Origin of the sequence: Chryseobacterium sp. CH21, from assembly GCF_004119445.1 — a bacterium.
GTDB lineage: Bacteria > Bacteroidota > Bacteroidia > Flavobacteriales > Weeksellaceae > Chryseobacterium.
In genome coordinates, this window is the sequence record NZ_QICI01000013.1 from 105,664 (window position 1) to 130,811 (window position 25,148).

Consider the following 25,148-nt stretch of genomic DNA (forward strand, 5'->3'; position numbering starts at 1 on the left):
TCTATCGGTGGGAGTATATTTTTTTTCATTATATTATAAAATGCCTGTAATGTTTTGTAATAAATAGTAATTATTTTGAGCCATAATCTTGGCCGCTTCCAGCTCAAATTTGGTCTGAAGCAACTGTATATCTGCATCCAGCAATTCCGTAATAAGAGAAGTTTGGCTGAAATAGGTATTCTTAATGATACGGGCATTTTCTTTAGCCTGAATCACATTGGCTTCTGCTACTTTTATCTGTTCAAGGGCTTCCTGGTATCGCAAATACGCTTCTTTTACCTGCTGTCTTACTTGATCTTCCGTATTTTTGTGAGCCTCTTCTTCTTTTTCAAATTCCAGTTGAGCCGCTTTTACTTTATGGGTGTTATGATAAAGGGAAGAAATGGAAAATGAAGCTTTAATTCCTACGATTCCCAATGAATACCAATACGGATTATAGGGATACAGGAAAATCTGTGGATTCGCATAATAAAATTCACCATACATTCCTATTTTAGGTCTTACATTGGCTTTTACCTGTTTCACTCTGAGTTTACTCAATTCTGTTTCCTGTTCAGAAACATGATAGTTGAAAGAATGATCCAGTGCCAGTTTCAGATATTCATTATAAGTTATATTTTCATTCCACTGATTAATGGGTGCCTCTGGCATTACCATCTGATCATCAGGTATTCCGAGAATAATATTAAGTTTTTGGGTAGCGATCAGAATATCATTTTCTATGGTAATCAGGGTCATTTTCCGTTTTGAAAGTTCCAGGTCAATTCTTAAAACATCACTTTTTAATACCACTCCGTTTTTATAAAGTGCCTGTATTTCTTTAAGCTGCGTTTTTTGATCCTCTATATCCTGTTTTATAAGGTTTCTGAAAATTAAAGTTTTCTGAAGTTCAAGATAAAGAGCTGCTGTTTTGTAATGAATATCAGAAACCGACTGCTCTTTCTGAATATCCTTAATCTTTTGAAGCGTTTGATTTTCTTTAATCTTAAGATTCAGCTTATTTCCGTTATAAATGTTCAGGTAAAAATCTGCTCCTGCCCGGTAAAGCGTATGGATCACTTCATGCTGTGTGGGTTTGGAAAAAATTCCGTTTTCATAGATAGGAATGTTTGATGCTTTTTCTACCGAACCTTTAACATCAATCTCAGGTAGGCGCTCTCTTTTGGCATCTTTTACTTCGGCTTCAGCAATGTTTACGTTGATGGAGTTGATTCTGATATGGCGGCTGTTTTCTTCCGCTTTCTGCCATGCGTCTTTTAGGGAGAGACGTATGGTATCCTTTGCTGGACTGCCGGTTTGAGCTGATATACTGTGGAAAATTCCAAGCATCAGCAATCCGGCGACATAAGTTTTCATTTGAATTTTTGAATTATTGCACTGCAAATTTATTGGCAATCCGGAAATTTTATTTATCTAAAATAGTCAACTTTTACATGATTCCGGCCAAATGATTATATTTGCATTTTCATTGGTATTTCAAAATTTTTATGGGACTCATTGCTGCACTTCCGGACATTGATAAAGACGACAAAAGTGTATTTGTCATGCACGAAAAATCAGAAAAGCTGATTCCTTTTCATAAACACACCAAAGGACAGTTGAGCTATGTAGAGGGTGGTATTGCTTACATTACCATCGATAATAGAACTTATGTAGTGCCAGCCAGGCACTTCTTCTGGATTCCTCAGGGGATGGAACATATTTTAGAGATTGGATATACCGCCACTGTCCTGAGATCGCTTTATTTTTATGCTCACGATGATACCACAGATCTCTTTTACAGCCGGCTGGGAATTTATCCGGCATCCGAGCTTCTGATCCAGATGATCAAATATTCTGAAATCTGGGATGAAAAACACGTAACCGCAAAAGATGAAAACTTTGAATTTTTAGTGGCGTTAAAAAAAATTCTCCCAAAAACTCACAAACAGCCATTACCCATCATTCTCCCCGCCACCCACAACAAGCAGATGATGAAAATTGTATCTTATCTGGAATGGAATATCGGAGAAAAACTAACTTTAGCCAGTGTCAGCAGCAAGTTTGGATTGAGTGAACGCTCTCTGTCACGACTTTTCAAAGCGGATATGGATATTTCTTTTCTTCAGTATCTGAAAACCTTGAGAATCATCAAAGCCATTGAATTGCTTTTAAATACAGACAAACCCATCAATGAAATTGCTGATGACGTAGGTTACAGCTCTATCAGCGCATTCAGTGATACCTTTCATGAGTTTACCCGTTCCAGACCGTCAGATTTAAGAAAGAGCAATAAAGTGACCCAAAATATAATGGGTTAAGCAATTTACAGATGATCTTCATCAGATTCAAAAAAATAAAAGACATATTTATCTTTTATTAAAAATATCTTTCTATCTTTGTCCCATAAAACTCAGTAAAATGTTTTCAAAAACTTGTGAATATGCTTTAAGAGCTTTGATCTATATCGCCCAGCAGTCTAAAAATGACAGCAGGGTCGGGATTAAGGATATTTCAAAAAGTATTCATTCACCAGAACATTTTATTGCTAAAATTTTGCAGGATCTGAGCAGAAAAGGTTTTGTACAATCTGCCAAAGGTCCAAACGGAGGCTTTTACATGGATCAGAAAAACCTGAATACTTCCATTGCTGATATTGTAAAAGAAATTGACGGAGATAAACTTTTCACCGGTTGCGGACTTGGGCTTGATCAGTGTTCAGAAATACATCCGTGCCCGCTTCATGATCAATTCAAAAGCATTCGACAGGATCTGCGTATCATGCTTGAAACTTCAAAAATTCAAATGTTTGTCGATAATCTGGACTTACAGCTTACTCATTTGAGGGCTTAAAAAAATTTACACAAATAAAAGATAAAAAGATCTTTTAATATTAAATAACTAACAATGAAATTATATCTTAAAAATCCTTTTGTATTGATGCTGCTCTGTCTGATGACGGGAATGTTGATAACCATCAGCTTTTTGGAGACCCCACTGAAGTTTCAGGTTCCGGGAATCACCCTTCCGACAGCATTAGGATTGGGAAAACTCATGTTTGGACTCTCTTCAAAAATACAATGGGGATTTCTTATTGCAATACTCGTTCTAATGCTCATCAGCCGAAGAAATTATAAGAAAGTTGATTTTATAATTCTGGTCATCTTATTTTTATTACTTGCTTTAGAACAGTTCTGGTTGCTGCCTGTATTGGATTCCAGGGTCGATCTACTTTCAGCAGGCAAAGCATTATCTCCTACTCCATTGCACGACTATTTTATTTATACCGAAACGGCAAAAGCATTTTTACTTATAACAGCTATTACTTTACAATTCAATAACAAACACGATTCATTATGAAAGCACTTATTCTAAATACCACAAAAGCAATAGTTTTAGCTACAACATTATTTTCCTGTTCCAAAACAGAAACTACTCCTATCCCACAGGTTGAGCCTTATTCTGCACAACAAAATATTGAGCCACAGCCAGTAGAAAAAGCTCCTGAAGTTTCAGTTTCCACAGATGCTTCGAAACATGAAGGATTGAAATTAATTGAAGGAACAGATTGTCTTACCTGTCATAAAATAGATTCAAAACTAATAGGTCCATCCTACCAGGAAGTTGCAGCAAAATATACGGATGCAGATCTTGATATGCTGGCTCAAAAAATCATTGACGGTGGTAAAGGCAATTGGGGAGAAATTCCCATGACTCCTCATACAGGACTGAGTAAAGAGAATGTCAGACAGATGGTAAAATATATTTTATCACTCAAAAAGTAAATAAAAAAATTTAAAATAATAAAAGACAAAAAAGTATTATATTATGAATACAAAAACAGACTTTATAGGAAATATGGTTGCTGAAGATTTCAGAACAGCCGCAATTTTTAAAAGACATGGTATTGATTTCTGCTGTAAAGGCGGAAGAACCATTGAAGAAGCTTGCAGTAATAAGAAACTTATTCCTGAAAAGATTTATGAAGAACTGGAAGCCCTTCCAAAAAATGAAGGTTCTGCAATAGACTTCAACAGCTGGCCACTAGATCTTCTGACAGATTATATTGAGAAAACCCACCATCGTTATGTAGAAGAAAAAACATCCGTTTTGCAGGCATTTCTTGATAAACTTTGTAAAGTTCACGGAGGCAGACATCCTGAACTGTTTGAAGTCAATTCTCTGTTTAACGAATCGGCACATGATCTGGCCGCTCACATGAAAAAAGAAGAACTCATTCTGTTCCCGTTTGTAAAAAATATGGTGAAAGCTAAAATCTCCGGAACCTCCCTTCCAAAGACTCATTTCGGAACTGTAGAGAATCCTGTTCATATGATGGAACATGATCACACCATAGAAGGAGACCGTTTCAGAAGAATTGCGGAAATCACCAATGAATTTCTACCTCCTGCAGATGCCTGCAACACCTATAAAGTAGCTTTTGCCATGCTTCAGGACTTCGAAAATGATTTGCATAAGCATATTCACCTTGAAAATAATATCCTTTTCCCAAAAGCTATCCGACTGGAAAAAGAATTTGCCGTTGAATCTTAAAAATTAATACAGAATGACACCTAAAAAACTTTGGATATGGCTTGCTGTAGTAATGGTTGCTTCGTTTGCTGTATTGATCTTCTATGGAACTGAAATTTACAGAAAAATCCCACCCATCCCGGATAAAATCGTAAGCACAGACGGAACCGTGATGGCTACCGCACAGGATATTAAAGACGGACAAAACGTATGGCAGTCTATTGGCGGGCAAACGGTAGGAAGTATCTGGGGACATGGTGCCTATATTGCTCCGGACTGGACTGCCGATTATCTTCATCGGGAATCTGTTCTCCTGCTTGATAAACTGGCCAAAAAAGACGGAAAAGTGTATAAAGATCTTCCGGATGAAGAACAGGCTAAATATCAGGTATTGCTGAAAAAAGAACTTCGTACCAATACTTTTAATGAAAGCAAAAATGAAATTGTTTTCTCTCCTGAACGGGCTGAAGTGCAGAAACAGCTTGCACAGTACTATTCAAAATTATTTATGAATGATACTTCCATGGCGAAACTCCGTGATCAGTACGCTATTCCTGAGAATACCATCAAAGATACTGGAAGAATGGCCAAAATGAATGCATTCTTTGCATGGAGCACTTGGGTCTGCATCACAGAAAGACCGGGAGATGATGTGACCTATACCAATAACTGGCCGCATGATGAATCTATAGGAAATGTTCCTCCGCCTTCATTGCATTTATGGTCGGGATTCAGCATTTTACTTTTATTAGGGAGTGTAGGTCTTTTGGTATTTTATCATGCCCGAAACAAAGAAGAAGAAGAAGAGATCAGCGAAGCGCTTCCACACGAAGATCCTCTGCGAAATATGAAGCCCACCCCTTCTATGAAAGCTACATTGAAATATATTTGGGTGGTTGCCTTGCTGATTCTTGTACAAATGCTTGCCGGAGTCGTTACAGCGCATTACGGTGTGGAAGGAAGCGGATTTTATGGTATTCCTTTGGATCAGTTTTTACCACAATCGGTTTCCAGAAGCTGGCATGTGCAGCTCGCGATATTCTGGATTGCGACCTCTTGGCTGGCAACAGGTCTGTATATTGCTCCGGCTGTTTCAGGATATGAGCCGAAATATCAGAAACTGGGTGTGAATGTATTATTCGGAGCCTTACTGATTGTTGTACTGGGATCTTTAACCGGGCAATGGCTTGGTGTGATGCAAAAGCTTGGTCTGGTAGATAATTTTCTTTGGGGGCATCAGGGATATGAATATGTAGAACTGGGAAGAGTGTGGCAGATCTTACTGCTTATCGGGCTTATTCTTTGGTTGATTTTAATGGTAAGAGCGCTACTTCCTGCTTTAAAACGAAAAGATGGAGACCGTCATTTGCTGATACTTTTTACGTTATCATCCGTAGCCATTGCCTTATTTTATGGTGCAGGCTTGATGTATGGAAGACAAACTCACATGGCCATTGCCGAATATTGGAGATGGTGGGTGGTTCACCTTTGGGTAGAAGGCTTTTTTGAAGTATTCGCAACGGTAGTAGCTGCATTTTTATTTACAAGACTCGGATTATTAAGACTAAAATCTGCTACAAATGCCGTTTTATTCTCTACCATTATCTTTCTTGGCGGAGGAATTTTGGGAACATTTCACCATCTATATTTCAGTGCTACACCAACCGCCGTACTGGCATTGGGAGCCACTTTCAGTGCTCTGGAAATCGTACCGCTTGTGCTGATAGGTTACGAAGCATACCAGAATTACCAACTGAGCAAATCAACCCCATGGATTCAGGCTTACAAATGGCCTATCTATTGTTTCATTGCCATGTGTTTCTGGAATTTCCTTGGTGCAGGGATCTTTGGATTTGCAATTAACCCTCCTATTGCATTGTATTATATTCAAGGACTGAATACCACTGCGGTACATGGCCATGCGGCTTTATTCGGAGTGTATGGAATTCTTGGGATCGGATTAATGATGTTTGTTTTGCGCGGGCTTTATCCTGACCGACAGTGGAATGATAAATTAATAGGCTGGGCTTTCTGGATGATCAATATCGGATTGCTGGTGATGGTCACCATCAGCCTTCTTCCTATAGGAATTATGCAGTCTGTGGCCTCTATAAAAGAAGGTTACTGGTATGCGCGTTCTGCAGAATTTATGCAGACGGATATCATGCATTTTCTGAGATGGATGCGGGTACCGGGAGATATTTTACTGGCTGCCGGCGAACTGCTTTTAGTGATTTTCATTATCGGACTAAAATTTGGCTGGTCGCTAAAAGAAAAACGATAGTAGAATTATTTAAACCTCCTAGACTTTTGAATTTATGAGGTTTGATTATCATTTAATTACTTTAATTTTTAACGCAAAGGAATATTGTCATTGTCTTTATTTTAAGGATGCCAAGATGAGCGACTTTGTTGCAGATGAAGCTTTATGGTAATGCATTCGCCTAAGAATGATCAATGAAACTGATCAAACCTCTTTACTCCCTCAATAGATAGAATCAAGCATTTAATTCTTTGCGTTTATAAAAAGTTCCATTTAGATTAAAAAAGCCTTTAAATTCAATATTTAAAGGCTTTTATTTTAGATTTATTGTGTTGCTTTCATCATGGCATTGGTAATTTCAAGTTCTTTATTTCTGGAATAGTTGGAATCAAAAGGCTCCATCACATTGAATAAATACTGATAGAAAGGAGCAATCTGACGAACATTTTCAGCTTCTTTAACTGCTTTTTCTTTACCCATCTGCTGAAGCCCCTTTATAAAAACACTGAATTTTTTGTCAATTGGCTCCATTGATTTTAAGAGGTAAGCATGCGCTTTTTCGTTCTGTCCTAAAGTTTTGTAAGCATCTGTAACGGCTGAAACCACCAGAGCATATTCCATTGGTTTTGACCTCATCTGTCTTTTAGCTGCTGCTTTAAATGAAGGAGAAAGGTTCTGGTAATAATCATATTCTTCAAATATTCCTTTTTTGAGCATTTCAGCCAGCTGAAGACCTTTCTGTTCCTTTCCTGCAACAATATATCCGGTAACCATTGCACTTAATGAACGCGGATCGTTATATTTTTCCACAGGAATTTCATTGACAGCAAGATCCAGTAATTCTAATGCTTTAGCTTTCTGCCCGTTTGCCACAAGTGCAGATACAGCTCTGCTCACAGACATTCTGTAACTCATAATATTAGATGTAGCCGTTTCATCATAATAAATACTCTGATCTTTAAAATTTCCCCATCTGAAGTTTTTCACCACCTGATAAAGAGAATTGGCATCTACCCTTCCTTTGTCTCCATCCGGTTTCTGAGGAGTGTGAATAGGAACCAGTCTGTAGCTGAAACCGTCAAATTGAAGATAATCATCCAGATAGAAAATATTTTCGCTATCATACATTCCGCCTGAAGAGAAATTGATTGAACGCTTCCAATCGAAATTGGCCAGCATATCGAGCATCATCATGTTACTTTTGTAAAGTAAACTGGCTTCATAATTAATCATGATCTCATCTACAGTGTTTGGAAGATCAGCTTTATTAATAATTCCGGATTTCACGGCATTTTCTTTATTTACAGGAAGTATAAATTTACTCACCGGAAGAATATTATATTTTTCATATTTTTCTCCAACGTACATCTTCAGCAACTCATCTTTTTCGGGTGACTTTAATTTCAGGAATTTCATAGCATCCTTCAGTGTCAGTGAATCCTGAGTCAGGTATTTTCTGAACTCCTGAAAAGCAGTATCTGGTGCTCCCTGCTCTTTCAACATTTGGAAAATCTGTTCCCAATTTTGTTTTGTCATCAGATATACTGCATCATTTACACCTTCTCTATATTCTTCATGGGTCAATTCTCCCGGAATTCCCATCGCATTATATGTTCTTCTTTTTACCTGATCAATATTCCATGGAGTAGCTAAAAGGGTAAAGTTGACCGTTTTCACATCATCCCTGAATCTTTCCGTTTCCTGAATGCCCCATACCGGAAAAGTATCATTGTCACCATAAATGAACATAATATCATCTTTAGGCAGCGAACGTAAGAATGAGTATGCATAATCACGGGCTGCTGTCTTCTTGCTTCTGTCATGTGAAGTGTAATTCTGGAACCCCATCATCAAAGGAATTCCTAATAAAACGAGTCCCAAAACAATATTAGCGGCATTGGATTTAACCTTCGTCTGAATTAACCAAAGTATGGCTCCCGATCCCAAACCGATCCAGATGGCAAAGGCATAAAATGAACCTACCATGGCATAATCTCTTTCCCTTACTTCAAACGGCTTTACTCCGGTATAGAAAACAATTCCCATGCTTGTCAGAATAAACAGAGAAAGTATTGCATAAAATCTTCCGAAATCTTTGTTCAGCTGGAAAAAGAAACCAATCAAACCCAAAATCAATGGCAAAAAGAAAAACTTTACGGTACTTTCATTTTTAAACTTAGCAGGCATGTGATCCTGATCCCCCAGTAATGCATTATCAATAAAAGAAAAGCCTGAGATCCAGTTACCATTGGTATTCTCCATATGCCCCTGAAGATCATTTTGTCTCCCTACAAAGTTCCACATCAGGTATCTTACAAAATAATATCCATTCTGAAAGGAGAAAAAATAATCCATATTCTGAGCCAAAGAAGGACGTTTTACCCTGATAATATCATAAGGCTTTACCTTCAGATAATCTTCTGCAGTGATGGAATCTCCTTCATATTTTGCCCTCAGTTCTTCAAAAATCCTTTTGGCTTCCGGATTGTCTGCAACTTCTGCGTTATCATAATTAAAGGTAAAATCAGGAGCTCCGTATAAAGCAATATAATTTGCCATCACTTCTTTATCTTCATTGAACATTCTCGGCATGAAGCTGATATGAGATTTATTAAAAACATAGTTGAATCTTTCTCCGGTCTTTCTGTAGGTCCCGGTTTTTTCATCTTTTTCGTAGATATCCCCGGTGATGTCTCTTTTATAATTCCCTTCTTCATCCTTTTCCAGTCCGTTATTGTCTAGAAATGCAGTGTAGTTCTGTCCGTAAATGGTTGGCCAGTCGCCATATTGCACTCTGTTATAATAATCTCTCATACCAATAGCTGTATCCGGATCATTAAGGTTCATCGGTGGATTGGCATTCGCTCTTATCGGAATCACCAGCCAGCATGAGAATCCAATGATCATATAAACAAGAGATAAAACTATAGTCTGGTATACCTGTTTTTTAGTTTTTCTGGCATATTTAATCAATAGATAACCGATTACTGACATAAGAATAAATGCAGCAATAGTCCCTGAATGGAAAGGCAGCCCCAATCCGTTCACAAAGAAAATTTCAAGCTTTCCGAACATCGTCATGATCAAAGGGAAAATCATCTTGAATACGAAAGCAAGGATTCCCAATGTAACCAAATTCGCCACGATAAAACTCTTCCACGAAAAAGTATAGTTTCTGGCATAATACACCAGGCATATCGCCGGGATAGCGAGCATGCACATCATATGTACCCCCACAGAAAGCCCGATGATAAAGAAAATAAGAATAATCCACCGTTCGCTGTCAGCTGCTTTATATTCGTTTTCCCATTTAGTGATAAGCCATACCAATAGCGCAATAAACATAGAAGCCATTGAATACACCTCCCCTTCTACGGCCGAAAACCAAAATGTATCTGAAAATGTAAAGCATAAAGCACCCATCACTCCGGCAAAAAGAACTGAGACCTCCTGATGCTTTGTAATTTCTTTAACATCTTTATGTAAAAGCCTTCTTAAAAAATGGGTAATCGTCCAGAACAAAAACAAAATGGTAAATGCACTGAATAATGCAGACATAGCATTGATCACAATGGAATAATTTTCAGCATTTCCTAACGCAAAAATACTTGCTACAGCACCCACAATCTGAAATAAAGCCGCTCCCGGGGCATGGGTTACCTCAAGTTTCACAGCTGAAGAGATATATTCTCCGCAGTCCCAAAAACTCAGGGAATGTTCTATCGTTGAAAGATAAGTAATAAGCGCAATAGCGAAAAGGAACCATCCCAGTACGGTGTTCCACTTTTTAAAAGACCAGTTTTTCATATCATATTTTCCAATATGTATATGACAATTGGAGGAAAGGATTTATTACATGAACGTATTTTATTACACAACCACAAAAGTCACAGAAGCCTTAGCTTAGTTTAATTAAGTTTAAGAAGTATGTTGTAAAAAAGCACTTGTAAGCAGAAAATCAAAGATTTTCATAAGCTTAAGTATATTTTAATATATAAAGTTGAGAGTTCAGAAATAGGTTTAAAAACTTTTGTGGTTTAAAAAGTATTTATTTCTTAAATAGTAGTTTTAATACGTATTATTCAATCCTCCATCCAAAGGAATACTTGTTCCTGTAAGATAATTTGAATATTCTGAAGCCAGAAACGCTACCAGATGTCCATATTCTTCGGGTTGCCCAAATCTTTTCATAGGAATCTTATTTTCCCTCGTCTTTTTTATTTCTTCTTCTTTTGAACCAGTTTGCTGAGCCTCATGAGCCACCAGTTTTTGAATTCTTTCCGTATCGAAATACCCTGTTAACACATTATTTACCGTGATATTATGCTGTGCAATTTCATTGGAAAGCGTTTTTGCCCAGGCAATTACTGCAGAACGGATAGAATTAGATAAAGCCAGATTTCCTATAGGTTCTTTTACGGATAAAGAAGAAACATTAATAATACGACCATGTTTTTGTGTGATCATATGGGGTAAAGCAAGTAACGTGGTTTCACAAACGGTTTTAAAAAGAAGATCAAATGCTTTTTGATAATCGTCTGTATTCTTATCTACTGCTAAACCCGGTTCCGGACCATTAGTATTGTTTACGAGAATATCTATTGAATGATCATTAAAATATGCTGCGATAATTTTTCTATAGCTTTCAAAATCCGAAAAATCAGCTACGAGATACTCATGTTTCTGATCAGGATTGATAACCGGCAGTGAAGAAACAAAATTTTTAAGTTTTGTTTCATTACGGGCCATAACAGTAACATTCGCTCCGCATTTTGCCAGTTCTATAGCAATTCCTGCTCCTATTCCCTGTGTAGCTCCTCCTACTAAAGCATTTTTTGAAAAAAGTTGAATATTCATTTTTATAATGATTATTGATTACTCCATATAAATGTATGAAAAGCTTTACTTTAAAACAACTTATCGAACACAATAAAGCACCGGCATAAACCAGTGCTATATTATTTGTGTCTGTAGAATCTTTTCGATTGATTAATGTCTTGGGAACATTTACAGGATTAATCTCCAATTCGGAAAACAAGTAATTGCGTAGATGTTCCAGCAAGGCTCATTCCTGCACCAGAACAGTTACCTGACTGGCCTCTTCCTAATGCGATTGTCCAGTTTCTGTTGGCCGGAAGTGTAGTGGCATAGGTAATAGTCCCTCCATGACTGGAAATTCCACCTTCCACATGTGATGCTGTACTATGAATTCTGGAAGTTGTAGCATTCAAAGGAAAATCTACGAAATACGAACTAATTGTACATCCTGTAGCATTATGTCCCGCTTCATAAACAAATGTCATCTGATAAGTTCCTGCAGGGAATGTTATTGTGCTTGTCCCAGCATTATAAGTCATCCCCGGAATGGAATTCTTTATAATACTCATAGGCACTACCTGTGATCCTCCTGCTCCCTGTGTCTGCAAAAAATTGTTTTGTGAGGTTTCCAGACGGAAAACTGCCGGACTGGGAATAGATAGAGCTCCCAATGTACCAATATTCTTTACAACTCCATTAGCATCAATTACCAACAAAGGATCTGTGCTACTATTTCCTGCTCCTACTCCTTGCAGACGTAACGGATCTGACCCATTGACATGGAGCTTATTGGTTGGAACCGTAGTTCCTATTCCCATATTTCCACCAACGGTAACTGCTACATCATTGGCTTGTTGTGCTACAGATGGAACTCCGGTAGCGGGATTGTCTTTGGCACCATCAATATTAAAAACTCCTTGCGGGTTAGTTGTGTTAATACCTACCTGTGCATTCAAAAAAATAAAATTACTTGTCAAAAGAAGTAAAAAATAGACGAGATTACGTTTCATAATAATTTTTTTTTAGTTATTACTTATATTATTTTTTTAATATAAATTTGATTATTGATTTATGAATGAAAATTCAATTTAAATAATCACTTTACATTAAATCAAATATAATGAATTTCACATAAAAGTGAGGAACTTTAATGTTAATATTTTTTGTTTTTATAATATATAATTATGATTGCAAGCTATTTATTAAAAAGGCATTCAATATTAACAGTACTTTTTTTAATCCAAAAAACTTTGTGTTTAATAAAACTGAGGATTCTAAAGACCTTTACCTACTTATTCAATGGTAAGAAAAAACCTCCAAATTATATTTGAAGGTTAGTTTTAAATTCATGTTTATGATTTACTTCACCACAGTAGCTTCAAGCTCAACCTTTAAGGTTTCAAATAAACCTTTTACTTCCAACATGGTTACCGCTTGCTGAATCTTATGCTGAGAAATCCATTCCTGAAGAATAGGGAAATGAGGCCAGAGTTCTTCTGTGGAAGTTGTATAGATATTTAACCTGACAATGCCTTCACATTCATATCCTGCTGAGTGGATCACTTCTTCCAGGTTGGCAATGGCCTGCTCTAACTGAGATTTCATACTTTTATCACTGGATGTACCGTCAGGATCAATAGCTGCCTGCCCTGAGCAATATAAAGTACTTTTAATATTTTTTACTTCTACTGCCTGAGAATAACTTCTCTCATCCTGCCATTTCCATGGATTAATTGTTCTTTTTTCCATTGTATTGAATTTATTATATGTTATGATGCAAAATTGCAGAACAGAGGCAATAAATTCCTGTGATCCGGATCACGATTATTACGTGAGTATTATCACAATTTACAGCGGTAAACGGCTTAAGGTTTCTCTTGACACCCCTAAATAAGCTGCCAACAAAGATTTCGGGACGCGCTGAACCAAAGAAGGATACTTTTTCAAAAGCTGATCATATCGTTCTTTAATTCCGGTTGTCATCATGGAAACTGTACGCTGCTGGGCAGTAATAAATCCCATATAAGCTTTTTCAAGAAAGAAATGCTCCAGTTTGGGAAGCCCTGCACAAAGTTTTCTATAGTCATTCAGCTGAAGACATAATACTTCCGTATCTTCTACACATTCCAGAGACATGGTAGCTGCAGTTTGTTGATAGTAAGCCGGAAAATCTGTTTCCCACCAATCTTCCATAGCAAAACCGATGATATGTTCTTTTCCTGTTTCATCTGTATACACCAATTTCAGGAGACCTTTCAATACAAAATAATTGTAAGGCACTGCCTCCCCTTCCTGTACTAAAAACTGATGCTTTTTATATTTTTTATAGGTAAAACAGGATGATATGAATTCAAATTCATCATCGCTAATCGGAATTATTTTTTCGATATGAGTTCTCAGCAAATGCAGCATATTCAATATTCTTTCGAAATAAAATATAATTTAAACGACTAAAGTTTTTGTTTCAACAACTCATCAATCTGTTTATAAAACGAGTCTTTGCTATAATCAGCCAGCCCTTTATGATGCAGACGGATTTCTCCTTTTTTATCCAATACGACCGTTGTGGGCAAAGAACCACTATAAAGTACATCAGGAATATTACCTGCCGGGGTGAGGAAAGGGACCGTAAAACCTTTTTCTTTTAAATAAGATTTTCCTAAAGCAACATTATCATCAAGGTTAACAGTAAGAAATACCAGATCCGGATTATTTTTGTAACGATCATACAGTTTCTGAACAGACGGAAACTCGGCACGACACGGAGGACACCATGATGCCCAAAAGTTAATGAAAACCACTTTATTTTGTAAAGCTGAGTACTCAATAACAGTCCCCTCTTCATTTTTCAGGCTAAACCCTGCATAGGAAGCTTTGGTTGAGGTATTTTTTATTTCTTTTGATTCCGATATGCTGGAATTGAGAATTCCCGTGGAAGCAACCTGTCTCATCAGCCATGCCTTTGCATCTTTGTTCACCAGAATGACAATAAACAACACAGTCAGTATTGCAGTAGAAGCATTTTTCTTTAGCCATGTTTTCAGATTTTCCATATTCTTCCGCTTAATTCTTAGCCAAGATAAGATTAATATTCTGATGAATATTCCAAATGAATAGTTTTTAAAAGTAAAAAGTCTTTAAATTCTAAGATTTAAAGACTTCCTCTTCATGTATTTCAAGTTATTATCATGGTAATTTTTTCAAAAGCTAACTTTTATTCCGTAATTTTTTCCTGAAAATAAACAGCAATGCGCTGAAGAATGTCAGATAGGCAATATTGAATATTGCTCCTCCAACCCATCCGGAATAAGGAAGCGGTAAAAGACCTTTGATAGGAATGATAAATAGGGTCAGTACAAATGGAGTCAGCAAGGCCATCCATCTCGGCAGCAGGGTTTTATTCAAAAGGATACAGACTGCAAAAGAAATCCATCCGATGGCCAGTACGCCAATAGCGGCTCCCCAGGCAATGTTCAGCATTTTCATGAAACCTCTCCCTGTCTCCAGGAGATAAGGATGAGAAACAGGATCTGTATGGTGAACCGCTTTATAAATCTCCCCAACATAGAAGAACCCGGCATGCCCCAAAGGCGACAAAACGGCTCCAGCCAATAAAACCCAATATACAAAAACCGAATACCATTTTGAGTATCTTTAAAAAACTGATACACCAGCCACGTGGCAGGAAGTAGTAAAGGTCCGGTAAGAGCACCAATCAAAGCACCGAACATCAGCCTCGATGTGGATCCTTCCAGCATTAAAGTGGCAAATTCTACATTCACCTGATCGGCATACGTCTTTGAAAATAAAGGATAATCTGAAGGGTTCGGATCAAATCCGGCAACATAAATATCACCAATGATCCAACATATTGATACTGCTATTGCAGCAGCAAAAGACCAGTTTATTTTGTCTGAATATTTCATAATTTTTTAAATAATTAATTGCAATAAGTTTTACATCATTCTATTGTAGATTCTCTTCATTAAGTTTTGAGAAAGCAAAATTTATTATTAAGAATAATTCTAAATAATAATTATCTTTGTGCAAAACTATCATAAATTTTGAACAAAGAGGGTTTGTAAAACGGAATAAAAAGTCCGCAAAAAGGAAATTCTAAAAAGGAGAGCGAGATGACATTACGGCTATATGATGAACATTTAGAAAGTATATTGATGGAGAAGAATTACCCTGCTCCTTATTTTTTTAATGAAGGTGATATTCAGGAATGTATTACTCAGCTTTTTCCTCCTTATGGATGCGGCTTTTACCACGAAATAAGTTTTGCGAATGTTCATATCAGTTTTGGAAATATCTCTTTGAACAATCAGCTAAAATTTTACCTTGAAAGTGATTTTGACTCCGTAGAGATGCATTTTACATTAAAGGGAAAGAGTAAAGCAATTTCAGGAAACTTCAAAAAAACAATAGAGTTTGACAGCTACCAGCACAATATTATTTATGCCCATAACATGGAAGGTAGAATGGAATTTGAAGGTCCGGAAATGTATCTTTTTGAAATCAACCTTGCTCCTGAATTTTTTAAAAGATTTCTACCCGAACATTCCGGATTGTTTGAAGTATTCAGAAATTCAATTGACAGGCAAAATTCATCACTTATCCAGCCGGAGCACAACCACATCTCCCAAGAAATGTATCAGATTCTGAATGAGATTATACATTGCAACAGAAAAGGAACTTTCAAACGAATCTATCTTGAAGCTAAAGTAGGTGAGCTTCTTTTGTTACAACTGGAACAGTTTTTTGACAACAACATCTTACCTTCTTCTCTTCAGAAAAAAGATATAGAAAAAATGTATGCTGTAAGGGAATACATTCTGACTAACTTAAATTCAGAAAGCTCTCTGATTGAACTCGCCCATCTAGTGGGAACCAATGAATTTACTTTAAAGAAAGGGTTTAAAGAACTTTTTGGAACAACCGTTTTTGGATTCTGGAATGATAACAAAATGAAACAGGCAAAAAAAATGCTTCTCAACTGTGATCTGAGCATCAGTGAAATTTCAGACCGTATTGGTTATAAAAATCCGAGACATTTTTCTGCGGCATTTAAAAGAAAATTCAATATACTACCAAGTAAGTTCAGAAACAAATAGAGACCCATAGAACGATCATTTATCTATTTTTTCTCCTGATGATAATAAAAATCAACTAATGACCGTTAATAATTTGTTTTCTAATAAAATCAATTGAAAAACATCAATAAAACAATATACCATGCATAATAGTATTTTTTATGTAACACTCTTATTCTATCCTTGCTTTTATCATTCCAGAAAACCTGTTTTTTCAATGGATTTATTTCATAATTAAATTGTTACGTGTAACAAATCCCCTATTCATCTAACTAATCATTCAACATCGAAACATTAATTCATATACAAGAGATCTACTACTTTAAAATAAACTAATGCAAACATCCTTTTTAAAAATTACTGCTGCCACCGCTGCACTCTGTTTCAGCACCCTGGCAATGGCCCAACAAACCTATTCTGTAAGCGGAACCGTGAAAGACAAAAAAAACGGAGAACTATTAATCGGAGTCTCGGTAAAAGTAAGTGAAAATCCCTCCATCAACGTTGTTGCTAATGAATATGGGTTTTATTCTCTTTCATTACCCGAAGGTAATTATACCATCGTTATTTCCAATCCGGGATATCAGGATTTTGAACAGCAAATTAAAGTAGATCAGAATATAAAGCTTGACCTTCCTCTTTTTCCGGCAGAAACCACAGCAAAAGCTATTGATGAGGTAGTGATTACCGGTATTAAAAAGGACAAAAACTTAACCTCAGCTCAGATGGGAGCGGAAACTTTAAGCATTAAGAATATAGAAAAATTACCGGTTCTTTTTGGAGAAAAAGATGTGATGAAAACTATACAGCTTTTACCAGGTATCAAAAGTAATGGTGAAGGAAGCAGCGGATTTAGTGTAAGAGGTGGTGCCACCGATCAAAACCTGATATTATTGGATGAGGCTCCCGTTTATAATGCCTCTCATCTTCTTGGCTTTTTCAGTACGTTCAACAGTGATGCTCTGAAAGATGCCAGTATCATTAAAGGAAACAGCCCCGCTCAATATGGAGGCCGACTTTCTTCGGTATTGGACGTTAAAATGAAGGACGGAAATAATAAGGATTACAACATTAACGGAGGAATCGGTCTTATCAGCAGTAGATTGAGTGTGGAGGGACCTATTCAGAAAGAAAAATCCTCATTCATTGTTTCAGGAAGAAGAACATATGCCGATTTGTTCCTTAAAACCAATAAAGATTATAAAGACAACAAATTATATTTCTATGATCTGAACCTGAAAGCCAATTATCAGATCAATGAAAATAACCGTATTTACCTTTCCGGGTATTTTGGAAGAGATGTTCTGGGATTGGGAGATACGTTCAATACAGACTGGGGAAATACTACAGCAACGTTGAGATGGAACAGCATTATCAGCAGTAAATTATTCTCCAATACCTCCTTTATCTACAGTAATTATGATTATAAAATCAGTTTAAAAAATGACGATACTGTATTTGATTTGAATTCAAAAATACGTGACTGGAATCTTAAACAGGATTTCACCTGGTTTGCAGGAAACAAACATTCTGTGCGGTTTGGGCTTCAATCTATTTATCATACCCTTACTCCGAGCAGTGCTTCCGGTACAACAGTGAGCAGTTTTGCAAGAAATCCAAGATATTCATGGGAAAACGCAGTTTACATCAATGATGATTATAAAGCAACAGAAAAGCTGACGATCAATTACGGACTGAGACTTTCTATGTTCAGTGTATTGGGTGGAGACACCTTTAATACATATGAGAACGGAGTGCTTACCGACAGTAAATTCTTAGAGAAAGGAAAATTCGGGAAAACATATACAAACCTTGAACCCCGTATTAGTGCCAATTATCGTATCAATGAAGTCAGCAGTGTGAAAGGAGGTTATTCCAGAAACACACAGAATCTTCATCTTTTAAGCAACAGCAATAGTGGAAATCCTACGGATCAATGGATTGGAAGCAGTTATACGGTAAAACCTGAAATTGCAGATCAGATCAGTCTTGGGTACAGCAGAAACTTCAACAATAATAATTATGAATTGAATGCTGAGATTTACTACAAAGACATGAAAAACCAAATTGACTTCAAAAATGGAGCTCAGATTGGATTTGATACGGGAGCGGATGTAGAAAGCGAATTGCTATTTGGAAAAGGAAGAGCTTACGGACTGGAACTTATTGCCAAAAAGAAAAGCGGAAAACTAACAGGTTGGATTTCCTACACCCTTTCTAAAACAGAAAGAAAAATTAACGGAATTAATAATAATGAGTGGTATAATGCCAGAATGGACAAAACCCACGACCTTTCTATTGTTGCCACCTATCAGCTTAATCCAAAATGGAGTTTTTCAGGATTGTTTGTATACAGTACAGGAAATGCTGTTACCTTCCCTACCGGAAAATATGAGCTGAACGGGCAGACCGTGTTCCAGTACAGCAACAGAAATGCAGACAGAATGCCGGCCTATCACAGAATGGATCTGAGTGCAACCTACGAACCAAGTTCCAATAAACGATTCCGAGGATCTTGGACGTTTGGTATTTATAACCTTTATGGCAGAGAAAATGCCTATACGATCAACTTTGAAGATAATCCTGACCGTCCCGGAACAACACGAGCTATGCAAACCTCTTTATTCCGCTGGGTACCCAACATCACTTATAATTTCAAATTCTAAATCATGAAAAATACTTTTTATATCATATTCTCTCTTTTTGCTTTAACTTCTTGTGAAAAAGAGATCGAGCTGGATCTGAACGATCAGAGCGGAAACATTGTTATTGAAGGAAATGTAACCAATAAACCAGGGCCTTATACGGTAAAAATCACAAAATCAGTTGGTTTTTCTGAACCTAACCAATATCCGGCTGTAACCGGAGCTCAGGTAATTTTGAGTGATAACACAGGACAAACCGAAACCCTTCAGTATACTGGAAATGGAATGTATCAAACCACTACATTTACAGGGCAACCAGGCAGAATCTATACCTTGAAAGTACAGGCCGAGGGGAAACAATATACAGCCCAGAGCAAGATGCCGGACGTAGTAAATTTTGATGGGTTAGAGCAGAGTTCTTTCAAGTTTGGAGATCAAAATACGTATACGCTCTTACCTCTTTTTACAGACCCAATGCCATTGGGGAACCGTTATCTTTTTAGTTTTACGATCAATGATCTTACTAAAAAATATATGAATACTTTTTCAGATAATGTGAATAACGGATTGGCCAATCAACAGCCTCTTATACTTCCTAATGATGATAATAAAGGAAGAGATCACGAGGTGGTAGTAGGAGATAAAATTCATGTAGAGATGCAGTGTATTGATAATAATATATTCACGTACTACAGTTCGCTGCTTCAGATTTCAGGAGGGAACGGAGGAACTGCTACTCCAGCCAATCCACCAAGCAATATCAGTAATGGGGCTTTAGGTTATTTTTCAGCTCATACAACAGACACTCAAACTTTTGTTATTCAGCAGACAACAACTCCATAAGATAAAAGAATCCCGATGTAATCGGGATTTTTTATTTCGTTAAAAAATCTTCATTCCTGCTGACAACTTGTTGTCATAGCTCTACCCTACTTTTGTCTTATAATTGTTTAAAAATAAAAACAGTATGAAACTTACCTCATTAAGAATTATCAGCAAAGACATTAAAGCAGCAGTAGCATTTTACGAACAAATTATTGGAATTCCCCCTACTTGGTACACAGAAGATTTCGCAGAATTCTCCACAGATTCTATTATCATCGCTATCGGAAGTACCAAAACAATGCAAATGTTTTCAGAAGGTCTTACCGATTTTGCAGGAACAAAATCTACCATCATTGAATTTTTGGTTGAAAATGTAGATGAAGAATATGAAAGAATTAAAAGTATTGCGTCTGAAATCATCCAGGAACCTACAACAATGCCTTGGGGAAACAGATCACTTCTGTTCTGCGATCCGGATGGTAATATGATCAACTTTTTCACCCCTGTGAGTGCGGAAGCTGTTAAAAAATTCAGCTAAACCTCCATGTATAAATACCAAAAACTCGCGGTAATGTTCAGCGAGTTTTTTTGAAATATTTAATATCATTTTTAAATTATTTTCCAAGGAATTCAATGGCTTTTGCTACAAAAACATCATGATACTGGTAAAAGGAAGCATGTCCTGAATCCTGAAAAATCACCAGTTCTGCATGATCTAAATTCTGAGCCATATTTTTAGCATTCTGAACGGATACCGGAAGGTCATTCTCTCCATGAACAATCAGTACTGGATTCTTAATCTGTTTTATTTCAGTAAGAGCATTTGCATCAGCCTGAGCCCAGCTCAATACCGCTGTAAACTGTGAATTGGAAGCTGCATCATTCAAAGGAAGATCTCTGTCCGCTGTACGAAGCTGGACTCTTGCAAAAGATGCCTTTCCTTCCGCAATACTTTGGGCAGATTCTGTAAACCCAAATTTCAGAAAGGAAGCTTCAGGGCTTAATCCTGCTGTTCCGGCAATAATATTAGGAAGATTAGATAATCCGATCGCTCCCTGTGGTCCCGTTCCCGTTAAAATAACCTTATTGATAAGGGACGGATTGGTGAGCACAATTCTCTGGGCGATAAAACCTCCCATGGAAAATCCCATGATATTTACTTGATTCAGATTCAAAGCTTTGATAAAATCCACTGCATCATCTGCCATTGCCTGAACCGTATTGGGTGTTGTTCCTTTTGAAGAAGCCACTCCTTTATTGTCGAAGATAATAACCTTATATTTTTTAGCCAATCCATCCGTCACTGCAGGGTCCCAATCGTCCATTGAACCACCCAGCCCAGGCAGCAATACTAATGGAATTCCTTCCTGATTTCCTAAAATACGATACGCAATCGAATTTCCTTTAACGTTTACGAATTGGGTTTTGGCTGTTTGATGAGTGTTATTTTGAATCTCCTGTAACGTGGGAGGCTCATTTTCTTCAGTACACGACATTGTCACTACCGTAAAAAGAGTTAAGCATAATAAGCTAACGACTGAGATCTTTCTGATTGTTTTCATTGTTGTTTATTTTTGTATGATTATGATGCAAACATAAAATACAAAAACAGGCAAAACACTCAAAAGCTGTATCAACAGGACACTTTACTTATTCAATTAGACATTTTTGAAGGTGAAAATAAAAAGCTGTAATTAAAAAAACATTTTTTTAAAGATCTTGAACCTCTTTCAATGCATGAAGAACTTCCATTGCCTTTCCGGCATCCTTTTTCGCTATAAAAATATGATCATGAAAATAAGCTGCAACTACATTACAGCTGATATTTTCTTTTTCAATGCATTGGCAAAAGCAGCAGTGAGTCCTACAGCTTCCAGAGAAGAATGAATATTCAGAGTGATCCAGGAAGAAATATAGCTATATTCTAAAGACCATTTATCAGCAATAGTCTTTTCTAAAACAACGGTAACTGCTTCAGTTTCCTGAAAGAAAAAAAGAATCTTTTCTATATCCGGTATTCCACTCAGGTCTTCAGCGGTACAAAATACATATTCTCCGGCATTTAATACCGGTTCCATATCCTGAAGCAAAATGCTTAAATCTTTTTCTCCTGACATCTTTTTTTACTGCAAAACTAAGATATAGATCTCAGCATCTTTTTATCAAATGATAAAAAACAAAAAAGGAGGCAGTCTGCCTCCTTTTTGTTGTACTTGTAACCTATCAACTGAACCTCACTATATGTGTTTGTGTTTTTTTAAAAAATTTGGTTTTTTAAGAAGCCTTGTTTAGGGGTTATTCATACACTTCTAATTTTTCATCAATTGTCTTTTTTCCATCATTTGCATTCTTATAACTATTGTTTATTATTTGAATAGCTATAATCATTATTTGTGTTTATATGAATTTATTTAATCAAAAACCATTATTTCTCATTGGCTTTTTCATTACTTAAATTTCACAGTACAAAGGAACAACATTCCGGAATAAAATCTTCTATAAACCCTATCGATACATCTCGATTCGAATATCGATATTTATCTATAAAAAATATTTTGATGATAAGAAGTGTGGAATTTTCTAAGAATTTCTATAGTTTATGGTGCGTTTTGACAAGTTCAATCAGCTCAACCATATTTTCTATCTTCAATTTTTCAAAGATATTTTTTTTGATTGTGCTTACTGTATTTTGTTTTATATTCAATGCATTTGAAATTTCCAGATTTCCGTACCCTTCAGCATACAGTTCTGCAATTTCTAATTCACGTTTGGTTAAACTCATAAGAGGACTTATCAGGTTCGGGTTGTGAACCAGCTGTACTATAAGATTCCTTAACTGTTCAGAAAAATATTCTCCTTTCTCTATGAAAGTTGTGATCGCATTTCTTACCTCATCCTCTTCGCTCAGCTTACTCAGGTAACCATCAGCCCCTGCTTTTACAAATTTAAGCCCGTGCAGTTCCTCTTCAAGTCCTGTAAAAACTAAAATTTTAATATCAGGATTTATCTTTTTCATATCAGGTAAAATATGCAGACTGTTTCCATCCGGAAAATGAGCATCAATGATAATCATCTCTACCTTTTTTGATTCTACCAGCTCCAATACCAGATGTAAAGATGAAGTCTGATACACTATAGCCTCTGGTACAATATCGCTGATAACAATCTCCATCCCCTGACGTACAATGCTGTGGTCATCTGCCAGCAGGAATGTGATTTCTTTATTTTGAATTGATGTTTCCATTATTACTTAATATTTAAATTAATCCTGAATGTCACTTTGGTTCCTTTATGTAATTTGCTTTCAACCGATATATTACCATCAAAAAGCTCTACAATTTCTTTTACCAGATTAAGTCCAAGCCCGGCTCCCAGGTTATCTACTTCATCAGACACCATTCCCTGATAATAAGGATCAAAAATTTTACCAAGATCTGATTCTGATATCCCTACTCCGGTATCTCCTACTGTTGTAATCAGGGAAATTTTATTTTCTCCCACTTGTTCCGTATTCATCACAAGATCAATCTGCCCGTTTTCTGTAAACTTATTGGCATTTCCCAGAATATTCATAAAGATCTGATTGATTCTTATATTATCCGAATACACTTCCATATTCTCAGGAATTCTATCCGTTACCACAAATCTGTTGTTTCTTGTTTCCAGATAAGGAGTAATAACTTTTACAATAGAACTGATCTCTTCTTTAAGATTAAAATTCGATTGTATAAGTTCTTTTTCAGCATTCTCATTTTTGGTGTATTCCAAAATCTGATTAGACTGAAGAAGCAAAGTACTGTTTGTAAATTTTATGGATTTCAGATAATCCTTTATTGTTTCATCTTTTGTTGTTCTGTGAATCTTATCTATAAAAATATTGATAATTTTCAATGGAGACCTCAAATCATGGCTCAGCATTCCCAGGATTCTGTTTTTGAAATTAAGATTCTTTTTAATCTCTTTATTGGCTGCATTCAGTTTTTGTTCATAAACAAATGCCATTCTTGTAAAATACATGATCAGAATAGATACAATAAACATCAGAATCATGAGTCCCAATACCAAATTGGTCCTGATTCTATTATTATTGGAACTTTGCTCGTTGTATTCTTTTTCAAGCTCTTTTTTAAAGTCTTTTATTGCATTTTCGTATACCTCTATCAGCCCATTACTGTACATCAATAGTTTACTGAAATTACTGTAAAACTGTAAATTCTTCTTTTGGTTTTGAGCTGCAAGCTGCTGCATTTTCTTTACTTCAGCAACATAGTGTTTATCCATAGATTTTATGGTGTTGTCCATCTTAGACTTTACCTGAGAAATATCTATGGTTTTATTGTTGGTCATCGTAATCACCGTACTTTCCTTCTGTACATCCACTTTTCCCTTTACAGCATCTTTTAAACGTCCAAAAAAGCCTTTCTTTTTAACAGTATCAGCATAGGTACGGGTCTGAATCTTGAAATCTTCAAAATCATTTTTATACTTTGCAGGTTCAAATGGCTTATCCTCAATATTCGAAGGCGGATTCAATGAATTTTTGTACACAGAATCTATTAGAGTTTCAAGTTTTGCGGTCTTCTGGGAATTCTGACGATGAGCTTCCAAACTTTTTTTCAGTTTCGGACTTGTTTTTTCATATTCTCCAATCTTATCAAAATTGGTTTTAAGTTTTCTCAACGACTGAAAATAGAGCTGCAGATCATTATTATCCTGAGTAGCCATATATTTTTGCAAATGATCCTGCGCTGCCATAAAATCCTTCCTCGAATTATCCGTCAACCCTCCCAGTGCACGGCTTTCTTCCAGCTGATCCTTAATAAATTTCAGCTTTTTCCCATTCACAAATTCGTTATAAAAAAATATGGCAATGATAACCTGTATTAATAAAATACAAAGGATCATTGAATAATGAACAACTTTTCTCAATTTAAAATTTAAGAATTTATTTTTCATATCTGTTTATCAGTTAAATTAATTCTTAGACCT

General features: G+C 36.3%; 24 protein-coding genes. 10 read left to right on the forward strand and 14 right to left on the reverse strand.

Annotated elements, in window-relative coordinates:
• Window positions 1-33: 33 nt before the first annotated feature.
• Window positions 34-1,356 carry a TolC family protein gene (locus BOQ62_RS01685; protein WP_129036689.1) on the reverse strand — a complete coding sequence of 441 codons (1,323 nt, stop codon included), beginning with the start codon at window positions 1,354-1,356 and terminating at the stop codon, window positions 34-36.
• 131 nt (window positions 1,357-1,487) lie between these two features.
• Between BOQ62_RS01685 and BOQ62_RS01690 the strand changes: the two genes are divergently transcribed.
• The 6 genes from BOQ62_RS01690 (at window position 1,488) to BOQ62_RS01715 (ending at window position 6,796) form a co-directional block, all read left to right on the forward strand.
• A complete protein-coding gene (locus BOQ62_RS01690) occupies window positions 1,488-2,300 on the forward strand; it encodes a helix-turn-helix transcriptional regulator (RefSeq protein ID WP_129036690.1) in 813 nt (270 codons plus the stop codon).
• A 100-nt stretch (window positions 2,301-2,400) separates the two neighbouring features.
• The gene (locus BOQ62_RS01695; protein ID WP_129036691.1) at window positions 2,401-2,832 is read left to right on the forward strand and encodes an RrF2 family transcriptional regulator; all 432 of its coding nucleotides are present in this window, start codon (window positions 2,401-2,403) and stop codon (window positions 2,830-2,832) included.
• Between the two features lie 54 nt (window positions 2,833-2,886).
• Window positions 2,887-3,339 carry a hypothetical protein gene (locus BOQ62_RS01700; RefSeq protein ID WP_129036692.1) on the forward strand — a complete coding sequence of 151 codons (453 nt, stop codon included), beginning with the start codon at window positions 2,887-2,889 and terminating at the stop codon, window positions 3,337-3,339.
• Entirely contained in the window at window positions 3,336-3,764 is a 429-nt protein-coding gene (locus BOQ62_RS01705; RefSeq protein WP_129036693.1) for a c-type cytochrome, read from the forward strand. Before BOQ62_RS01700 ends, BOQ62_RS01705 begins: the two co-directional genes overlap by 4 nt.
• 43 nt (window positions 3,765-3,807) lie before the next feature.
• Window positions 3,808-4,533 carry an iron-sulfur cluster repair di-iron protein gene (ric, locus tag BOQ62_RS01710; RefSeq protein WP_129036694.1) on the forward strand — a complete coding sequence of 242 codons (726 nt, stop codon included), beginning with the start codon at window positions 3,808-3,810 and terminating at the stop codon, window positions 4,531-4,533.
• 13 nt (window positions 4,534-4,546) lie between these two features.
• The gene (locus tag BOQ62_RS01715) at window positions 4,547-6,796 is read left to right on the forward strand and encodes a nitric-oxide reductase large subunit (RefSeq protein WP_129036695.1); all 2,250 of its coding nucleotides are present in this window, start codon (window positions 4,547-4,549) and stop codon (window positions 6,794-6,796) included.
• A gap of 303 nt (window positions 6,797-7,099) precedes the next feature.
• Here BOQ62_RS01715 and BOQ62_RS01720 read toward each other — a convergent pair whose 3' ends face one another.
• The 8 genes from BOQ62_RS01720 to BOQ62_RS22820 form a co-directional block, all read right to left on the reverse strand.
• Window positions 7,100-10,582 (reverse strand): DUF2723 domain-containing protein, encoded by a 3,483-nt coding sequence (locus tag BOQ62_RS01720; protein ID WP_129036696.1) that lies wholly within the window; start codon window positions 10,580-10,582, stop codon window positions 7,100-7,102.
• A gap of 261 nt (window positions 10,583-10,843) precedes the next feature.
• Window positions 10,844-11,632, reverse strand: a complete 789-nt coding sequence (locus tag BOQ62_RS01725; protein WP_129036697.1) for an SDR family oxidoreductase — start codon at window positions 11,630-11,632, stop codon at window positions 10,844-10,846.
• A gap of 158 nt (window positions 11,633-11,790) precedes the next feature.
• Window positions 11,791-12,603 carry a hypothetical protein gene (locus BOQ62_RS01730; RefSeq protein ID WP_129036698.1) on the reverse strand — a complete coding sequence of 271 codons (813 nt, stop codon included), beginning with the start codon at window positions 12,601-12,603 and terminating at the stop codon, window positions 11,791-11,793.
• A gap of 349 nt (window positions 12,604-12,952) precedes the next feature.
• Window positions 12,953-13,342: a RidA family protein gene (locus BOQ62_RS01735; protein ID WP_129036699.1), complete on the reverse strand. Its 390-nt coding sequence runs from the start codon at window positions 13,340-13,342 to the stop codon at window positions 12,953-12,955.
• 99 nt (window positions 13,343-13,441) lie between these two features.
• Window positions 13,442-14,005, reverse strand: coding sequence for a Crp/Fnr family transcriptional regulator (locus tag BOQ62_RS01740; protein WP_129036700.1), 564 nt, complete (start codon window positions 14,003-14,005; stop codon window positions 13,442-13,444).
• Between the two features lie 38 nt (window positions 14,006-14,043).
• Window positions 14,044-14,646 (reverse strand): TlpA family protein disulfide reductase, encoded by a 603-nt coding sequence (locus BOQ62_RS01745; protein ID WP_129036701.1) that lies wholly within the window; start codon window positions 14,644-14,646, stop codon window positions 14,044-14,046.
• A gap of 154 nt (window positions 14,647-14,800) precedes the next feature.
• Window positions 14,801-15,190 carry a DUF6796 family protein gene (locus BOQ62_RS22815; RefSeq protein WP_317127349.1) on the reverse strand — a complete coding sequence of 130 codons (390 nt, stop codon included), beginning with the start codon at window positions 15,188-15,190 and terminating at the stop codon, window positions 14,801-14,803.
• The gene (locus BOQ62_RS22820) at window positions 15,076-15,519 is read right to left on the reverse strand and encodes a hypothetical protein (protein WP_228413562.1); all 444 of its coding nucleotides are present in this window, start codon (window positions 15,517-15,519) and stop codon (window positions 15,076-15,078) included. The genes BOQ62_RS22815 and BOQ62_RS22820 overlap by 115 nt, the downstream gene beginning before the upstream one ends.
• Window positions 15,520-15,768: 249 nt before the next feature.
• Between BOQ62_RS22820 and BOQ62_RS01755 the strand changes: the two genes are divergently transcribed.
• The 4 genes from BOQ62_RS01755 to BOQ62_RS01770 all read left to right on the forward strand — a co-directional run bounded on the left by BOQ62_RS01755 (window position 15,769) and on the right by BOQ62_RS01770 (window position 20,697).
• A complete protein-coding gene (locus tag BOQ62_RS01755) occupies window positions 15,769-16,710 on the forward strand; it encodes a helix-turn-helix domain-containing protein (RefSeq protein WP_228413564.1) in 942 nt (313 codons plus the stop codon).
• A 314-nt stretch (window positions 16,711-17,024) separates the two neighbouring features.
• Entirely contained in the window at window positions 17,025-19,355 is a 2,331-nt protein-coding gene (locus BOQ62_RS01760; RefSeq protein ID WP_129036703.1) for a TonB-dependent receptor, read from the forward strand.
• Between the two features lie 3 nt (window positions 19,356-19,358).
• Window positions 19,359-20,177 (forward strand): DUF4249 domain-containing protein, encoded by an 819-nt coding sequence (locus tag BOQ62_RS01765; RefSeq protein ID WP_129036704.1) that lies wholly within the window; start codon window positions 19,359-19,361, stop codon window positions 20,175-20,177.
• A gap of 124 nt (window positions 20,178-20,301) precedes the next feature.
• Entirely contained in the window at window positions 20,302-20,697 is a 396-nt protein-coding gene (locus BOQ62_RS01770; RefSeq protein WP_129036705.1) for a VOC family protein, read from the forward strand.
• Between the two features lie 76 nt (window positions 20,698-20,773).
• Here BOQ62_RS01770 and BOQ62_RS01775 read toward each other — a convergent pair whose 3' ends face one another.
• From BOQ62_RS01775 to BOQ62_RS01790, 5 genes are all read right to left on the reverse strand, one after another.
• The gene (locus tag BOQ62_RS01775) at window positions 20,774-21,721 is read right to left on the reverse strand and encodes an alpha/beta fold hydrolase (protein ID WP_129036706.1); all 948 of its coding nucleotides are present in this window, start codon (window positions 21,719-21,721) and stop codon (window positions 20,774-20,776) included.
• A 148-nt stretch (window positions 21,722-21,869) separates the two neighbouring features.
• Window positions 21,870-21,998, reverse strand: a complete 129-nt coding sequence (locus BOQ62_RS24200; protein ID WP_410494162.1) for an ACT domain-containing protein — start codon at window positions 21,996-21,998, stop codon at window positions 21,870-21,872.
• Complete coding sequence (locus BOQ62_RS01780; RefSeq protein ID WP_228413567.1) at window positions 21,968-22,276, reverse strand: ACT domain-containing protein; 309 nt, start codon at window positions 22,274-22,276, stop codon at window positions 21,968-21,970. The genes BOQ62_RS24200 and BOQ62_RS01780 overlap by 31 nt, the downstream gene beginning before the upstream one ends.
• 473 nt (window positions 22,277-22,749) lie before the next feature.
• Window positions 22,750-23,403, reverse strand: coding sequence for a response regulator transcription factor (locus BOQ62_RS01785; RefSeq protein WP_129036707.1), 654 nt, complete (start codon window positions 23,401-23,403; stop codon window positions 22,750-22,752).
• A gap of 2 nt (window positions 23,404-23,405) precedes the next feature.
• Window positions 23,406-25,115, reverse strand: coding sequence for an ATP-binding protein (locus BOQ62_RS01790; RefSeq protein ID WP_129036708.1), 1,710 nt, complete (start codon window positions 25,113-25,115; stop codon window positions 23,406-23,408).
• Window positions 25,116-25,148: the final 33 nt, after the last annotated feature.

What these genes read in the sequence shown, in the direction of transcription:
- BOQ62_RS01755 (WP_228413564.1), top strand. Translation starts at nt 15,769, where the DNA reads ATGGAGAAGAATTACCCTGCTCCTTATTTTTTTAATGAAGGTGATATT.
- BOQ62_RS01705 (WP_129036693.1), top strand. Translation starts at nt 3,336, where the DNA reads ATGAAAGCACTTATTCTAAATACCACAAAAGCAATAGTTTTAGCTACA.
- BOQ62_RS01725 (WP_129036697.1), bottom strand. Translation starts at nt 11,632, where the DNA reads ATGAATATTCAACTTTTTTCAAAAAATGCTTTAGTAGGAGGAGCTACA.
- BOQ62_RS01780 (WP_228413567.1), bottom strand. Translation starts at nt 22,276, where the DNA reads ATGTCAGGAGAAAAAGATTTAAGCATTTTGCTTCAGGATATGGAACCG.
- BOQ62_RS01745 (WP_129036701.1), bottom strand. Translation starts at nt 14,646, where the DNA reads ATGGAAAATCTGAAAACATGGCTAAAGAAAAATGCTTCTACTGCAATA.
- BOQ62_RS01775 (WP_129036706.1), bottom strand. Translation starts at nt 21,721, where the DNA reads ATGAAAACAATCAGAAAGATCTCAGTCGTTAGCTTATTATGCTTAACT.
- ric (WP_129036694.1), top strand. Translation starts at nt 3,808, where the DNA reads ATGAATACAAAAACAGACTTTATAGGAAATATGGTTGCTGAAGATTTC.
- BOQ62_RS01770 (WP_129036705.1), top strand. Translation starts at nt 20,302, where the DNA reads ATGAAACTTACCTCATTAAGAATTATCAGCAAAGACATTAAAGCAGCA.
- BOQ62_RS01720 (WP_129036696.1), bottom strand. Translation starts at nt 10,582, where the DNA reads ATGAAAAACTGGTCTTTTAAAAAGTGGAACACCGTACTGGGATGGTTC.
- BOQ62_RS01690 (WP_129036690.1), top strand. Translation starts at nt 1,488, where the DNA reads ATGGGACTCATTGCTGCACTTCCGGACATTGATAAAGACGACAAAAGT.
- BOQ62_RS01785 (WP_129036707.1), bottom strand. Translation starts at nt 23,403, where the DNA reads ATGGAAACATCAATTCAAAATAAAGAAATCACATTCCTGCTGGCAGAT.
- BOQ62_RS01695 (WP_129036691.1), top strand. Translation starts at nt 2,401, where the DNA reads ATGTTTTCAAAAACTTGTGAATATGCTTTAAGAGCTTTGATCTATATC.
- BOQ62_RS01730 (WP_129036698.1), bottom strand. Translation starts at nt 12,603, where the DNA reads ATGAAACGTAATCTCGTCTATTTTTTACTTCTTTTGACAAGTAATTTT.
- BOQ62_RS01765 (WP_129036704.1), top strand. Translation starts at nt 19,359, where the DNA reads ATGAAAAATACTTTTTATATCATATTCTCTCTTTTTGCTTTAACTTCT.
- BOQ62_RS01790 (WP_129036708.1), bottom strand. Translation starts at nt 25,115, where the DNA reads ATGAAAAATAAATTCTTAAATTTTAAATTGAGAAAAGTTGTTCATTAT.
- BOQ62_RS22820 (WP_228413562.1), bottom strand. Translation starts at nt 15,519, where the DNA reads ATGAAATATTCAGACAAAATAAACTGGTCTTTTGCTGCTGCAATAGCA.
- BOQ62_RS01715 (WP_129036695.1), top strand. Translation starts at nt 4,547, where the DNA reads ATGACACCTAAAAAACTTTGGATATGGCTTGCTGTAGTAATGGTTGCT.
- BOQ62_RS01760 (WP_129036703.1), top strand. Translation starts at nt 17,025, where the DNA reads ATGCAAACATCCTTTTTAAAAATTACTGCTGCCACCGCTGCACTCTGT.
- BOQ62_RS01740 (WP_129036700.1), bottom strand. Translation starts at nt 14,005, where the DNA reads ATGCTGCATTTGCTGAGAACTCATATCGAAAAAATAATTCCGATTAGC.
- BOQ62_RS01735 (WP_129036699.1), bottom strand. Translation starts at nt 13,342, where the DNA reads ATGGAAAAAAGAACAATTAATCCATGGAAATGGCAGGATGAGAGAAGT.
- BOQ62_RS01700 (WP_129036692.1), top strand. Translation starts at nt 2,887, where the DNA reads ATGAAATTATATCTTAAAAATCCTTTTGTATTGATGCTGCTCTGTCTG.
- BOQ62_RS01685 (WP_129036689.1), bottom strand. Translation starts at nt 1,356, where the DNA reads ATGAAAACTTATGTCGCCGGATTGCTGATGCTTGGAATTTTCCACAGT.